We start from the raw sequence: 13,215 nt of genomic DNA on the forward strand, positions 1-13,215 counted from the left end.
CGACCGATGTCATCACCCACGACGGCCGCCACGGCAGTGACGGCGGAGGCGGCTGAGGTCATGCACCCAGGGAACGAGCCGCGCGGCACCCGGCGGCCGCGCTCCGCCGCCGCCCGTGCCGTCGCGTTCCTGCTGCTCCTCGGTGCCCTCGCGTACAGCACCTGGCTGGTGGAGGCCCTCCTGCCCACCGGGCTCTCGACCCTGAGCTCGTACGTCAGTGAGCTCGCGGCCGAGGACCAGCCCTACGGGACGTTCTTCCGCACGGCCGACCTGCTCGGCGGGCTCTTCGTCCTCATGGGCGCGGTCGCCGCGCTGGTGTGGCTGCCGCGCCGGGCCGTGACCACGGTGGGCTGGGCCGGGCTCGTGCTCTTCGGCGCGGCCACGGTCGCCGACTCGCGGCTGCCGCTGAGCTGCGCGCCGACCGCCGACGCGGCCTGCGTCGCGCGCGAGCGGGCGGGCGAGGTCCCCTGGACGCACGCCGCGCACGCCTTCAGCAGCAGCACCGCGGTCGTCGGCGCGCTGATCGGCATGGTCGTGCTGACGTTCGCGGCCCGGCGCGGGGCCGCGGCCTGGCGGCTGCTGGCGCGCACCGGACCCGCCGTCGTCGCCGTCGAACTGGCCGCCACCGTCTGGACCCTGGCGTCCGTCGCCGCGTTCGACGCGGGCCACGGCACCTGGTGGCTCGGCGTCGCCCAGCGGCTCCAGCTGCTGTCCATCGCGGTCTGGATCGCGCTCCTCGCCTGCTCGCTCCGCTCCGCCGCGGTCCCGGCGGTGCGGCGGGGGTGACGTTCGTACGGATCGGGGGAGTGCCGCACCACGTCGAGGTGACGGGGAGCGGTCCCGTCTGCGTGCTCAGCGCCGGGCTCGGGCTCGGCTGGTTCGACTGGGACCCCGTGGTGCCGCTCCTCGCGCCGACCCGCACCGTGGTCCGCTTCGACCGCCCCGGGCTCGGCCTGAGCGGGCACGCGCGCGTGGCGCCCACCGCACGCGGCGAGGCCGCGCGGATCGGCGCCGTCCTCGACGCGGTGGGGCTCGGCGGGCGGCGGGTCACCGTGGCGGGCCACTCGCTCGCCGGCTTCCACGCGGAGGCGTTCGCACGCCTGTACCCGCAGCGGACGGCGGGCCTCGTCCTGGTCGACTCCAGCGTGGAGGAGCGGCCACGGACGCTCCTGCCGCGCGGCGTGCGCCTGGCGGGCGCGAGGGCGTGCGGAGCCGTACTCGGCGCGGTCGGCGTGCCCCGCGCGGTGGGCCCGCCCCTGCGCCGCCTCCTTGCCCCGGCCCCGCAAGCCTGGGTGTACGGCTTCAGCAGGGTGTGGCGCGCGGCGCTCGTGGAGTACGCGACGTACGGCGACGTGGCGATCGAACTGGACGCGCTGCGCCGCGAGTTCCCGCTGCCGGACGGGGTGCCGGTGACGGTCCTCGCCGCGTACGCGGGCGGCTCCCGCCACTGGCTGACTCGCCAGCGAACCCTGGCCACGACCCTCGCCGCGACGTTCCACGTGGCGGAGCCGTCCGGCCACCTGGTCATACGGGACCGCCCGACAGACGTGGCAGAGGCGATCCTGACGGCGGGCCCCCGATAGGGGGCGTGGTTCCCCGCGCCCCTGACGGGGTGCCCGCTCAGCCGCCCGCGGCGCCCCGCGCTGATCGCACGCTGTCGCGGATGACGATGTGCGTGCCCAGGAGGTGGCGTTCCTGGCCCGCGCGGGGGGAGCCCGAGAGCGCCTGGCGTACGGCGACGCGGCCCATCTCCTCGGCGGGGATGTGCACCGTGGTCAGGCCCGGGGTGATGTCGGCCGCGACGGGGTCGTCGTTGTAGCCGACCACCGACATGTCGTCGGGCACCCGGAGCCCGTACTCGCGCAGCGCGATGATCGCCGCCGCCGCGGCCCGGTCGTCGCCCGCGAAGACCGCGGTGAACTCCGGCTTCCCGTCCGCCTTTTCGAGCAGGTCCCGCATCGCCTGGTAGCCGTTGTTCTGCCCGAAGCCGACCCCGTGGAGGAGGGCGTCGGAGCGCGGCACGCCGTGGTCCGCGAGCGCGCGGAGGTAGCCGACGACGCGGTCCTCGCCCGTGGTGTTCCCCGGCTGGTAGCCGAGCAGCGCGATCCGCCGGTGGCCCGCGCCCAGGAGGTGGCTGGTGACGGCGTGGGCGCCCGCCTCGTTGTCGTACTCCACGACGAGCGCGGGCACGTCGGGCGCGGGCGCGGGCCTGCCGCACAGCACGAGCCGGGAGCCCGCCGCCGCGAGCGCCTCGGCGTAGCGCGCCATGCGCTGGCGGTACTCGTCGTCCTGGATGACGCCGCCCACCAACACCACGGCCTCGGCGGCCTGTTCGCGCATCATCTGGACGAGCGCCAGCTCACGGGCGGGATCGCTGCCCGTGGAGGAGACCAGGGTGAGCCGGCCGCGCTGGGCGGCCTCCATCTCCACGCCCTGCGCGACGCCCGCGTAGAACGCGCCGACCACGTCGAACATGAGCACCGCGATCGTCTTGCGCCCCGCGCCCGCCAACGCGCGCGCGTGCGCGTTGGCGACGTAGTCCAGATCCTTGACCGCCCGCAGCACCTTGGCGCGCGACGCCGTCGACGTCGGGTAGTTGCCCGCGAGCACCCGCGAGACGGTCGCTACCGAGACGCCCGCCCGCGCGGCCACTTCGCGGATGGTGACCCGCTCGCCCATGTCTCTCCCTCATCCGCAACCAGCTTGATCCGGGGCGGAGTTGCCCCACGGTGCGTCCCGCCCCGGACCCATCATCCCGCGCTCCGCCGCCCTGTCAGCGCGCGGCCTCGTACTCCTTGAGGAACTCCTCCGCGGAGCGCTTGCCGCCCTGCGACTGCCACTTCTGGTGGACGGCGTCCCAGTCGGAGAGCTTCTTGCGCCCCGAGACGATCGCCGTGACGCCGTCCTCGATGATCTGCTGCATCGAGGCGCCCTGCCGGTTGTACGTGTCCGACATCAGGCCCCAGTGGTCGTCGGGCACCAGGAGCGGCACGACCTTCTTCTCCCAGGCGTGCAGCCGCTCGGTGAGGTCGGGGAAGCCGGGGAAGTACAGCGGCTGCGGCGCGTCCATCAGGTACGGGAAGGGGAGGTTGGTCTTGGAGTCGACGAGGCCCACCTCGGTGGCGACCGGGTCGCCGTCCTTGTCGTACGTGAAGTGGGTGCCCTCCACGCCGTAGTGCATCAGCTCGTACTCCTTCGAACCGAAGGGCGAGGCAAGCCAGTTGAGCACCCGCAGCATCAGCTTGACGCGCTCCTTGGAGGCCTTCTTGATGACGGTGTAGCCGAAGCAGCCGCGGTTCTGCTGGTAGACGGGCGTGACGCCGTCGACCGCGTAGGGCTCGGCGACGTCCAGGGTGAACTCCTTCTTGATGCCCTGGGCGTTGGAGATGACGGCGCCCCAGCCGTCGGTCATCGAGCGGACGGTGCCGTTGTAGAACTGGGTCTTCAGGTCCACCTGGGAGATCGAGGTGGCGTCCGGGTTGTACGAGCCGTCCTTGCGCATCTTGGCCATGAATTCGAGCGCGGCCCTGAACTCGTCGGTCCCGTACATGTCGGTGACCTTGCCGCCCTTAATCTGCCACTGGTTGGGCGCGCCGTGCCACATCGCGTGGTAGAGGTAGCCGAAGAAGCCGACGGTGGACGCGCCGAGCGCGAACTTCCGCCCCTGTGACGCCTCTTGGGCCATCGCCTGGAAGTCGGGTCCTGACATGCCGGGCTTGTAGCCGGCCTTGTCGAAGGCCTCGCGGTTGATGAACATCGCGCCCTGCACCTTGGCGCGCTCGATCGGCAGGCCGTAGATGCGCCCGGCGATGTGCCCCATGCCCTCCCAGGCGTACGTGGGGATGTTGGCCAGGTTGGGGTATTCGTTGACGGCGTCGCCCGAGAGGTGGTCGCTCAGATCGGCGCACCGGGACTTCACGAACTGCGACTCGCGCGGCAGCACGTACCCGCCACCGAAGTTGATCATGTCGGGCAGGTCGTCGCCGGACATCAGCGTGGACATCTTGGCGCGGAAGTCCGCGTCCGGTACGACGGTGAACTCGACCTCGACGCCCAGCGCTTCGTTGACGGCCTGCCAGTACTTGTTGTCGCCCACCGGCTTCGGCGGAGTGCCGTAGGTGATGGTCATGACCTTGATCTTCTGCTTGCCGTCGCCGGGCTTCTCGGCCATCGCCCGCACCAGCTTCTCCGGGTACTTCGTGTACCCGGGCTGCACGCCCTCGGCGGTCGGCGCCAGATCGGGGGTGGGGCCCTTGGCGGGGGTGTACTTCGGCCAGGGCACCACCTTCTTGCCCGCGTTGGAGACGTTGCCGCCGCCGCTGGAGTCGGTGGAGCAGGCGGTGAGGAAGGACGGGGCGGCGAGCGCGGCGCCGCCGACGGCTATGGAGCGGAGCAGGGTGCGCCGCGACATCGAGGAACCGGACACGTGAATGAGCCCTTCTGGACGACGAGTTGAGGACTGCGAGCTGGAGGACGGCTCAGCTCTTGATGGCGCCGGTGAGCACGCCCTTGGTGAAGTACTTCTGGAGGAAGGGGTAGACGAGCAGGATCGGCACGGTGGCGATCACCAGGACGGCCATCTGCGTCGTCTGCGGGGCGGAGACCATGCCGGCCTCGCTCAGCCCGGTGTCGGCGATCTGCGAGCCGCCGATGACGTAGGTGCGCAGCACCTGGGAGAGCGGCCAGTGGTCGGACTCCATGTAGATGGAGGCATGGAACCAGGCGTTTCAGTAGCTCACCGCGTAGAACAGGGAGACCACCGCGAGGGCCGCCTTGGAGAGCGGGAGCACGATCCGCCACAGGATCTGCCAGTCCCCGGCGCCGTCGAGCCGCGCCGCCTCGTACAGCTCCTCGGGTATCCCCTGGAAGAAGCCGCGCAGCACGATCAGATTGAAGACGTTGATGAGGACGGGCGCGACAAGCGCCGCATACGTATCCATCATCCCCATGCCCTTGACCAGCAGGAACGCGGGGATCATGCCGGGCGGGAAGAGGAAGGTGAAGAGGATGAGCAGCAGTACGGGCTTGCCGCCGAAGACGCCGGGGCGGGCCAGCGCGTAGGCCAGGAACGTGGTGCACGCGAGCGAGAAGAGCGTGCCGAGGACCGTGAGTCCGACGCTCACCCCGAGCGCCTTGGTGACGATGCCGCCCTCCAGGATGTTCCGGTAGGCGCGCAGCGTCGGATCGCTCGGCCAGAGCACCCAGCCGCCGTTGTCCACGACCTCCCGGTTGGAGGCGAGCGACGTCGAGATGATCACCAGGAACGGGATGAGCACGAGGCCGAGTACGACGACGACGGCGACGCCCTTCGCGACCTTGGTCGCGAACCGGGGCTTCTCCATCCAGGCCGGACGCGTTGCTTGACTGGCACTCACTTGTAGACCCCCTGCTCGCCGAGCCGGTGGGCGACCCGGTTGGCGGTGAAGACGAGCGCCGCGCCGACGACGCCCTTGAAGAGACCGGCGGCCGCCGCGTATCCGGTGTCGCCGCCGACGATGCCCTGCCAGAAGACGAAGGTGTCGAGGACCTCGCCGACCTCGGGTCCCACCGACTGCCGCTGGAGCAGCATCTGTTCGAAGCCGACCGAGAGGATGTCGCCGAGCCGCATGATCAGCAGCAGGATGATGATGGGCCGGATGCTGGGCAGCGTGACGTGCCAGAAGCGGCGCCAGGGTCCCGCCCCGTCGATGGCCGCGGCCTCGTACTGCTGCTCGTCGACCTGCATCAGCGCGGCGAGGAAGATGATCGTCCCCCACCCGGCGTCCTTCCAGATCACCTCGATGACCACGAGCGGTTTGTACGCGTCCGGGTTGCCGATGATGTCGACGGTGTGCAGCCCCGAGTCGCTCAGGAAGGTGTTCAAAAGCCCCGTGTCACTGAGTACTTGCTGGAAGAGCGCGACCACGACGACCCACGACAGGAAGTGCGGCAGATAGATCACGGACTGCGTGAAGCGGCGCAGCAGGTCCGAGGTCAGGCTGTGCAGCAGCAGGGCCAGGGCGAGCGGCGCGGGGAAGAAGAAGACCAGCTGCAGTACGGCGATGAAGAGGGTGTTCCACGTCGCGTGCCAGAAGTCCGGATCGCCGAACATCCGCGAGAAGTTCTCCGTGCCCACCCAAGGGCTGGCCCACAGGCCGTCGAAGGGCACGTACTCCTTGAAGGCCACGGCGTTGGCGATGAACGCGCCGTAGTGGAAGACCAGGAAGTACGCGAGCCCCGGCAGCATGAGCAGCACCAGGAAGCGCGTGCTCTGAAACCGCTTCCACAGCTCACCACGCCCGTTTTTCCCACCATTTGAGCCAGTATGATTTCGCCTCGGCGGCTTCACCGCCTCGGTTTCCGCCCGGTCCTTCGTCACCGTCGGCACGGCAACCCCTCCGTCGTCGGAATAAGGTGCCCGGAATCTAAAGCGGTTACTGTCCTTGGTCAACCCCCTTCACCCGCCTGTCTCTTGACCACCCTCCCGGATTGGTCCTAGCCTCCAGTGCGCTGGTGAGTAACCGGTTACTACGAGGGACGGTCACGCGTGGCAGAACAGGCAGAGGCGAAACGGGGACCGGTCGCGGCCCTGGCCATGGGCGTCGAGGTCGCGGAGCGCGTGTTCGCACCCGATCTGCGCGAACGGCTCGCCCGCAGCGTCGAGTTGAGCCCGGACGTCCTCGCCGACGGGCTCACCACTCCCGCGGCCCGCGCGGTGCTCGCCCGGACGGAGATCCTGGTCACCGGCTGGGAGTGCCCGCCGCTCACCGCGGAGGTACTGGCCCACGCGCCCCGCCTCCGCGCGGTCGTGCACGCCGCGGGCTCGGTCAAGCCGATGGTGACGGACGCGGTGTGGGACCGCGGCATCGTGGTCTCCTCCGCGGCGGACGCCAACGCGGATCCGGTGGTGGCGTTCACGCTGGCGGCGATCACGTTCGGGGCGAAGGGGGTGCTGCCGGCGGCGGCGGACTACGCGGCGGGCTGGCCGTCGTTCACCGACCGCGCCGGGGCGGACGCGCGGACGATCGGGGTGATCGGCGCGTCGCGGATCGGGCGCCGGGTGATCGCGGCGCTGCGGGCGTCGGACGCGGGCTACCGGATCCTCCTCACGGACCCCTATGTGACGCCCGCGGAAGCGGAGTCACTGGGGGCGGAGCTCACGGACCTCCCCGAACTCTGCCGCCGCAGCAGCATCGTGACGATCCACGCCCCGCAACTCCCGGAAACCCGCGGCCTCTTGAGCGCCGCGATGCTCCGCCTCATCCCCGACGGAGGGGTGGTCATCAACACGGCGCGTGGCTCTCTGGTCGATACGGAGGCGTTGGCGCGGGAGTGTGCGTTGGGGCGCCTGGACGCGTTCCTCGACGTGACGGATCCCGAGCCGCTGCCTGCCGGGCACGCGCTGCTCCACCTGCGGAACGTGCTGGTGACTCCTCATGTGGCCGGGGCCCAGGGGAGCGAGGTCCGGCGCCTCGGCGAGTACGCGGTCGCGGAGGTGGAACGCGTGACCCGCGACGAGCCACTCCAGGGCCGCCTGCACCGCGCGGACCTCCCCCGCCTGGCGTAGGCCCTGAAGCCTCAACGGCCCCGTGCCTGGCGCCCCCCGCCCCGCCCCTCCTCCACCGCGCCTCTGCTCCCCCGCACCGTGACCTTCGCCCCCGCCCCGCCCCTCAGCACCGTGGCTCTGCCCCCCCCGCACCGTGCCTGCTGCCCCCGTCCCCGCCCCTCAGCACCGTGGGCTGTGCCCACCCGTGCCGCCCAGCGGCACGATTGCCCACAGCGGCGGGTCCCCTGGTTCGCAGGGGGCGGAGGGTGGGTGGGGGGGGCACCTTCCAGCGGCCGGCCGGCCGGCCGTCGCGAGCGTGCTTGAGGGGCGGGGGAGGACCCTCACCGGGCCGCAGTTGCGAGCGTGCCTGAGGGGCGAGGGGGCCCTCACCGGGCCGCAGCTGCGAGCGTGCCCGAGGGGCGAGGTGCGACCCCACCGGCCCGCAGTCGCGAGCGATACGCGAGGGGACGCGGCGGTATGTCTGCCCGGAGCACTGGTGGCCACGAGCCGAGGTGCATGACGATGACGGTTCACCGGGATAGCGAGGACGGACATACCGCCGCGGCCCCGCCCCACAACCGCACCCGAGGCGAGACCCACGCCCCCTCGGCCCCGAGGCGCCCCCGCCCCGCAACCGAACCCGAGGCACCCCCGCCCCGCAACCGAACCCGAGGCACCCCCGGCCCGGCCTGGGCCGAGGCGAACCCCACCCCGCCCCAGCCCAGTGCAACGTCACGCCTTGGCGCCCCGCGCCCTCAACATCGTCCCCATCAGCGAAATCTCCGACTCCTGAGACTCCACCATCCCCCGCGCCAACCTCCGCTCCACCTCAACCCCGCACCGCTCCACACACCCCTCAGCCATATGCACCCCACCCCGGTGATGCCGCGTCATCAACTGCAGATACAGCACCTCCGCCTTCTTCCCCTTCAGCTCACCCAGCCGCGCCAGCTCCGTGTTCGTCGCCATGCCCGGCATCAGCGCCCCGTCCTCCCCGGGCGGCGCGTCCCCCATCCCCATCCACTCCATCGGCGCCCCCTCGGGCACCTTCGGCAGCTCCCACAGGTCCAGCCACCCCAGCAGCATCCCGCGCTGGTTCGCCTGGGTCTGCGCGATGTCGTACGCGAGCCGCCGCACCTCATCGTCGTCGGTGCGGTCGCGCACGATGTACGACATCTCCACGGCCTGCTGGTGGTGGACGGCCATGTCCCGCGCGAAGCCCGCGTCGGCCGACGAACTCGCGGGCGCCGCACCGGAGTCGGAGCCGTCCGTGGCGGCGACCGCGGCGGTGATGCCGCCCGCGACGAGGACCGCCCCGGCGACCGCCCCGACGATCCAGTTCGTGCGCGTGGTCGTGCCCCGCCTCACTGCGCCATGCCGTTGGTGCAGGCCGCACCCGGCTCGGGCGTCTGCTTGCCCTGGACGTACTTGGAGAAGAACTCCTTGACCTTGGGGTCGTCCGCCCCGGTCACCGTCCGCTGGTGCGCCCACGCGGTCAGCATGACGGGGTCCTTCTGGTCCTTGACGGGGCTCATCAGCGAGTACGGCGTGGCCTTGACCTTGGCCGCCAGCTTCTTCAGGTCGGCCGGCTTCGCCTTGTCGTTGTAGGTGACCCAGACGGCTCCGTGCTCCAGCGAGTGCACGGCGTTCACCTCGGGGAGTTCCTTCTCGTAGACGTCGCCGTTGCAGTTCATCCAGACCTGGTTGTGGTCACCGCCGACCGGAGGCGTCATCGGGTAGTCGACCTTCTTCGCCACATGCGTACGCCCGAGCTTGCCCCAGACCTTCTCGCCGTCCTCGGACACCTTCGCCGCGGGCCACGCCTTCGAGTCCGTCGAGGAACCGTCGTCGTCGGACGCCTTGGAGAACAGGACGAAGCCGCCCACGCCGAGCGCCGCGACGACGACCGCGCTGACGGTCACCGTGAGGACCCGCCCCCGGCGCTCGCGCGCGCGGTCCGCCCGCCGCATCTCCTCTATCCGGGCCTTGCGGGACGCGTTTCTCGTGTTCTTGGCGGCACCCATGGTGTGTCCTTCGGCGGCAGAAGCGAACGGGACGTAGAACAAGTCAGCTGATCGTAGTGGCGATGGGTGCCGCGGCCGTAGGCTCTCCGAAATTTGAACCCCGGATGCGTATTACCTACGCTCGCGGAATGCGCCTCATGCGATCCACCGACCTGGCCCTGCGCGCCCTGATGCGCCTGGCCGTCGCGGGCGACAAGGCCCCCACCACGCGCGAGGTGGCCGCCGACATGGCGGTGGCGTACACGCACGCGGCGAAGGTCGTCGCCGAGCTCCAGAAGCTGGGCCTGCTGGCGGCCCGCCGGGGCAGGGGCGGCGGGCTCACGCTGACGGAGGCGGGCCGTACGGCGTCGGTGGGCGCGCTGGTGCGGGCCTTCGAGGGCGAGGGCGACGTGGTGGACTGCGAGGGCTCCACGCCCTGCCCGCTGAACTCCGCGTGCCGGCTGCGCGGGGCCCTGCGCCAGGCCCAGGAGGCGTTCTACGCCTCGCTGGACCCGCTCACGGTCGAGGACATCGTCGGCACCCCGACGGGCCCCCTGCTTCTGGACATCACGACCAGAACCGAATCCTGAAACCGCGCCCCACCCCAGCGGCTACGCCCTCCTCAGCCCTGCCCCAGCCAGAGATCAGGCCCGAACACCTCGTAGTGGACGTCGGCCGGAGCCACGCCGCGCCCGATGAGCTGGGCCCGCACCTCCCGCATGAAGGGCAGCGGCCCGCACAGGTACGCGCGCGTGCCGGGTTCGAGGGGCGGCAGGACGGCGAGGTCGACGCGCCCGGTGAGCGCGGCGGGGTGCCCCTGCTCGGGCCGCTCGTAGAAGAAGTGCGCCGCGGCGTCCGGGAGTTTGCCCGCGTACGCCGCGTGGTCGGCCCGCAGCGCGTGCTCGGCGGGGGAGCGGTCGGCGTGCACGACGGTGACGGGCGCCCGGTGCCCGGCGGCGGCCAGCTGCTCCAGCATGGCGATCATCGGGGTGACGCCGATGCCCGCGGAGGCCAGCAGGAGGGGCGTGTCGGCGTCGCTCTCGTCGAGGACGAGATCCCCGTAGGGGGCGGAGAGCCGCAGCACCGCACCTTCCCGTACGTGCGCGTGGAGGTGCCCCGAGACCTCGCCGTCCGGTGAAGGCCCGCCGCCCCGCACCCGCTTGACGCTGATCTGCCGCAGCGGTGAGCCGGGCGCGGCGGAGAGGCTGTACTGCCGTATCTGCCGTGCGCCGTCGGGCAGTTGGACCTGCACGGAGACGTACTGCCCCGGCCGGAAGTCCGGCACCGCGGGGGCTCCTGCCGCCGCGCTTCCCACGCCCCCGCTTCCCGCGACTCCGCTCTCCGCGGCGGCGGGCCGTAGCTGGAACGTGGCGACGTCCGCCGTCTCCTCGACGCGCCCCACGACCTCCCAGTCGCGCCAGGTGTCGGCCGCGGTGACGCCCTGCTCGGCGTAGAGGCGGGCCTCGATGGCGATGAGGGCGTTGGCCATCAGCCAGTAGACCTCGTCCCAGGCGGCGGCGACCTCGGGGGTGACCGCGTCGCCGAGCACCTCGGCGATGGCCGCGAAGAGGTGCCGGTGCACCACCGGGTACTGGTCGGGGGCGACGCCGAGGGAGGCGTGCTTGTGCGCGATGCGCCGCAGCATCACGTCGGGCCGCTCGTCGGGGTGCTCCACCAGGTACGTGGCGAAGGCGGCGATGGACCCGGCGAGGGCCTGGCGCTGGGTGCCCGCGGCCTGGTTGCCGCGGTTGAAGAGGTCGCGCAGGAGCTCGGGGTGGGCGGTGAAGAGCCGGTCGTAGAAGCGCTCGGTGATGTCGCCGATGGCCCCGCCCACGACGGGGAGCGTGGCGCGGACGGTCGTGGCGGACGGTTCTGACAGCAACGGGACTCCTCGGGGCCGGGCGAGAGGGGCGGATAACCACCCTCTTGTCGGTTTCTGACCGTATGAAAGTTGCATCTGAGATGCAAATTATAGAGGCATGGTCCCGGAGGGTCGCAGGAGCGGGGGCGGCCCGCTGTTACAGAGGCGCGGTTCAGCAGGCACTATGGGCACAGGGCGGCACGGCACGGGCGGGTACGCGATCTGCAACGCGCTCGAAACGGTGTGGTGGGATGCTCATGTGCCCCGAAGTGTCCGTTGCGCGGGCGCGGGCGGCCTGACCAGCAAGGATGGGTGGAATCGGAAGATGGACAAGCAGCAGGAATTCGTGCTCAGGACCCTTGAGGAGCGCGACATCCGGTTCGTACGCCTGTGGTTCACGGACGTCCTCGGCTTCCTGAAGTCGGTGGCCGTGGCCCCGGCCGAGCTGGAGCAGGCGTTCGACGAGGGCATCGGCTTCGACGGCTCGGCCATCGAGGGTTTCGCCCGGGTGTACGAGTCCGACATGATCGCCAAGCCGGACCCCTCGACCTTCCAGGTGCTGCCCTGGCGCGCCGAGGCCCCCGGCACCGCCCGGATGTTCTGCGACATCCTGATGCCGGACGGCTCCCCGTCCTTCGCGGACCCGCGCTACGTGCTCAAGCGTGCCCTCGCCAAGACCTCCGACCTCGGCTTCACCTTCTACACCCACCCCGAGATCGAGTTCTTCCTGCTCAAGGACAAGCCGCTGGACGGCTCGCGGCCCACCCCCGCGGACAACTCCGGCTACTTCGACCACACCCCGCAGAACGTCGGCATGGACTTCCGCCGCCAGGCCATCACGATGCTCGAATCCATGGGCATCTCGGTCGAGTTCAGCCACCACGAGGGCGCGCCCGGCCAGCAGGAGATCGACCTGCGCTACGCCGACGCGCTCTCCACCGCCGACAACATCATGACGTTCCGCCTGGTCATGAAGCAGGTCGCGCTGGAGCAGGGGGTCAACGCGACCTTCATGCCCAAGCCGTTCTCCGAACACCCCGGTTCGGGCATGCACACCCACCTCTCCCTCTTCGAGGGCGACCGCAACGCGTTCTACGAGTCGGGCGCCGAGTACCAGCTCTCCAAGGTCGGCCGCTCCTTCATCGCGGGCCTGCTCAAGCACGCCGCGGAGATCTCCGCCGTCACCAACCAGTGGGTGAACTCCTACAAGCGCATCTGGGGCGGCTCCGAGCGCACGGCCGGTGCGGGCGGCGAGGCCCCCTCGTACATCTGCTGGGGTCACAACAACCGCTCGGCGCTGATCCGCGTGCCCATGTACAAGCCCGGCAAGACGGGCTCGGCGCGGGTCGAGGTCCGCTCGATCGACTCGGGCGCGAACCCCTACCTGACGTACGCGGTGCTGCTCGCGGCCGGCCTCAAGGGCATCGAGGAGGGCTACGAGCTGCCGCCGGGCGCCGACGACGACGTGTGGGCCCTCTCCGACGCCGAGCGCCGCGCGATGGGCATCGAGCCGCTCCCGCAGAACCTCGGCGAGGCGATCGCGCTGATGGAGCGCAGCGAACTCGTCGCCGAGACGCTCGGCGAGCACGTGTACGACTTCTTCCTGCGGAACAAGAAGCAGGAGTGGGAGGAGTACCGCTCCGAGGTCACGGCCTTCGAACTCCGCAAGAACCTTCCGGTTCTGTAGAGCCCCGTAAGGGGCGCGGGGCCGTCACATTTGCAGCTCCGCCGCGTGGGCGCGCTCAGCCCAGAAGAAGCCGCAGTCGCGTCTGCCGGATCACCGAGCAGACGCGACTGCGGCTCTTCTGTGGTTGCTCGCGCAGTTC

11 protein-coding genes and 1 pseudogene are annotated in these 13,215 nt (G+C 71.0%); 5 read left to right on the plus strand and 7 right to left on the minus strand.

Annotation, left to right across the window (positions count from 1 at the left end):
• Window positions 1-60 precede the first annotated feature (60 nt).
• Both ACIO9J_RS19125 and ACIO9J_RS19130 read left to right on the plus strand, forming a co-directional pair.
• On the plus strand, window positions 61-786 hold the full coding sequence (locus tag ACIO9J_RS19125) for a DUF998 domain-containing protein (protein WP_402000366.1): 726 nt from the start codon (window positions 61-63) through the stop codon (window positions 784-786).
• On the plus strand, window positions 783-1,583 hold the full coding sequence (locus ACIO9J_RS19130) for an alpha/beta fold hydrolase (protein WP_402000368.1): 801 nt from the start codon (window positions 783-785) through the stop codon (window positions 1,581-1,583). Before ACIO9J_RS19125 ends, ACIO9J_RS19130 begins: the two co-directional genes overlap by 4 nt.
• 37 nt (window positions 1,584-1,620) lie before the next feature.
• Here the strand turns inward: ACIO9J_RS19130 and ACIO9J_RS19135 are convergent, their stop codons facing one another.
• From ACIO9J_RS19135 to ACIO9J_RS19150, 4 genes and pseudogenes are all read right to left on the minus strand, one after another.
• Window positions 1,621-2,679, minus strand: a complete 1,059-nt coding sequence (locus tag ACIO9J_RS19135) for a LacI family DNA-binding transcriptional regulator (RefSeq protein ID WP_402000371.1) — start codon at window positions 2,677-2,679, stop codon at window positions 1,621-1,623.
• Between the two features lie 94 nt (window positions 2,680-2,773).
• Entirely contained in the window at window positions 2,774-4,411 is a 1,638-nt protein-coding gene (locus ACIO9J_RS19140; protein ID WP_402000374.1) for an extracellular solute-binding protein, read from the minus strand.
• 67 nt (window positions 4,412-4,478) lie between these two features.
• Window positions 4,479-5,342 (minus strand): annotated as a pseudogene (locus tag ACIO9J_RS19145) (carbohydrate ABC transporter permease).
• A gap of 29 nt (window positions 5,343-5,371) precedes the next feature.
• On the minus strand, window positions 5,372-6,226 hold the full coding sequence (locus ACIO9J_RS19150) for an ABC transporter permease (RefSeq protein WP_402001115.1): 855 nt from the start codon (window positions 6,224-6,226) through the stop codon (window positions 5,372-5,374).
• Window positions 6,227-6,574: 348 nt separating this feature from the next.
• Here ACIO9J_RS19150 and ACIO9J_RS19155 point away from each other — a divergent pair, with 348 nt between their 5' ends.
• Complete coding sequence (locus ACIO9J_RS19155) at window positions 6,575-7,546, plus strand: hydroxyacid dehydrogenase (protein ID WP_402001118.1); 972 nt, start codon at window positions 6,575-6,577, stop codon at window positions 7,544-7,546.
• Window positions 7,547-8,257: 711 nt separating this feature from the next.
• Here the strand turns inward: ACIO9J_RS19155 and ACIO9J_RS19160 are convergent.
• Complete coding sequence (locus ACIO9J_RS19160; RefSeq protein ID WP_402000377.1) at window positions 8,258-8,893, minus strand: DUF305 domain-containing protein; 636 nt, start codon at window positions 8,891-8,893, stop codon at window positions 8,258-8,260.
• Window positions 8,890-9,549: a DUF3105 domain-containing protein gene (locus ACIO9J_RS19165; RefSeq protein ID WP_402000380.1), complete on the minus strand. Its 660-nt coding sequence runs from the start codon at window positions 9,547-9,549 to the stop codon at window positions 8,890-8,892. Before ACIO9J_RS19165 ends, ACIO9J_RS19160 begins: the two co-directional genes overlap by 4 nt.
• 128 nt (window positions 9,550-9,677) lie before the next feature.
• Between ACIO9J_RS19165 and ACIO9J_RS19170 the strand changes: the two genes are divergently transcribed.
• Entirely contained in the window at window positions 9,678-10,118 is a 441-nt protein-coding gene (locus ACIO9J_RS19170; RefSeq protein ID WP_402000383.1) for an RrF2 family transcriptional regulator, read from the plus strand.
• Window positions 10,119-10,150: 32 nt separating this feature from the next.
• Here the strand turns inward: ACIO9J_RS19170 and ACIO9J_RS19175 are convergent, their stop codons facing one another.
• Window positions 10,151-11,410 (minus strand): globin domain-containing protein, encoded by a 1,260-nt coding sequence (locus ACIO9J_RS19175; RefSeq protein WP_402000386.1) that lies wholly within the window; start codon window positions 11,408-11,410, stop codon window positions 10,151-10,153.
• 304 nt (window positions 11,411-11,714) lie between these two features.
• Here ACIO9J_RS19175 and ACIO9J_RS19180 point away from each other — a divergent pair, with 304 nt between their 5' ends.
• Window positions 11,715-13,076, plus strand: coding sequence for a glutamine synthetase family protein (locus ACIO9J_RS19180; RefSeq protein WP_402000389.1), 1,362 nt, complete (start codon window positions 11,715-11,717; stop codon window positions 13,074-13,076).
• Window positions 13,077-13,215 lie beyond the last annotated feature (139 nt).

Source organism: Streptomyces sp. NPDC087300, from assembly GCF_044744425.1.
In the GTDB taxonomy this organism is placed as follows: Bacteria; Actinomycetota; Actinomycetes; order Streptomycetales; family Streptomycetaceae; genus Streptomyces.

Bases quoted from the DNA above. Each gene is read 5' to 3' on its own strand.
- ACIO9J_RS19150 (WP_402001115.1), bottom strand. From the start codon at position 6,226: ATGCTGCCGGGGCTCGCGTACTTCCTGGTCTTCCACTACGGCGCGTTC.
- ACIO9J_RS19140 (WP_402000374.1), bottom strand. From the start codon at position 4,411: ATGTCGCGGCGCACCCTGCTCCGCTCCATAGCCGTCGGCGGCGCCGCG.
- ACIO9J_RS19135 (WP_402000371.1), bottom strand. From the start codon at position 2,679: ATGGGCGAGCGGGTCACCATCCGCGAAGTGGCCGCGCGGGCGGGCGTC.
- ACIO9J_RS19155 (WP_402001118.1), top strand. From the start codon at position 6,575: ATGGGCGTCGAGGTCGCGGAGCGCGTGTTCGCACCCGATCTGCGCGAA.
- ACIO9J_RS19165 (WP_402000380.1), bottom strand. From the start codon at position 9,549: ATGGGTGCCGCCAAGAACACGAGAAACGCGTCCCGCAAGGCCCGGATA.
- ACIO9J_RS19180 (WP_402000389.1), top strand. From the start codon at position 11,715: ATGGACAAGCAGCAGGAATTCGTGCTCAGGACCCTTGAGGAGCGCGAC.
- ACIO9J_RS19125 (WP_402000366.1), top strand. From the start codon at position 61: ATGCACCCAGGGAACGAGCCGCGCGGCACCCGGCGGCCGCGCTCCGCC.
- ACIO9J_RS19170 (WP_402000383.1), top strand. From the start codon at position 9,678: ATGCGCCTCATGCGATCCACCGACCTGGCCCTGCGCGCCCTGATGCGC.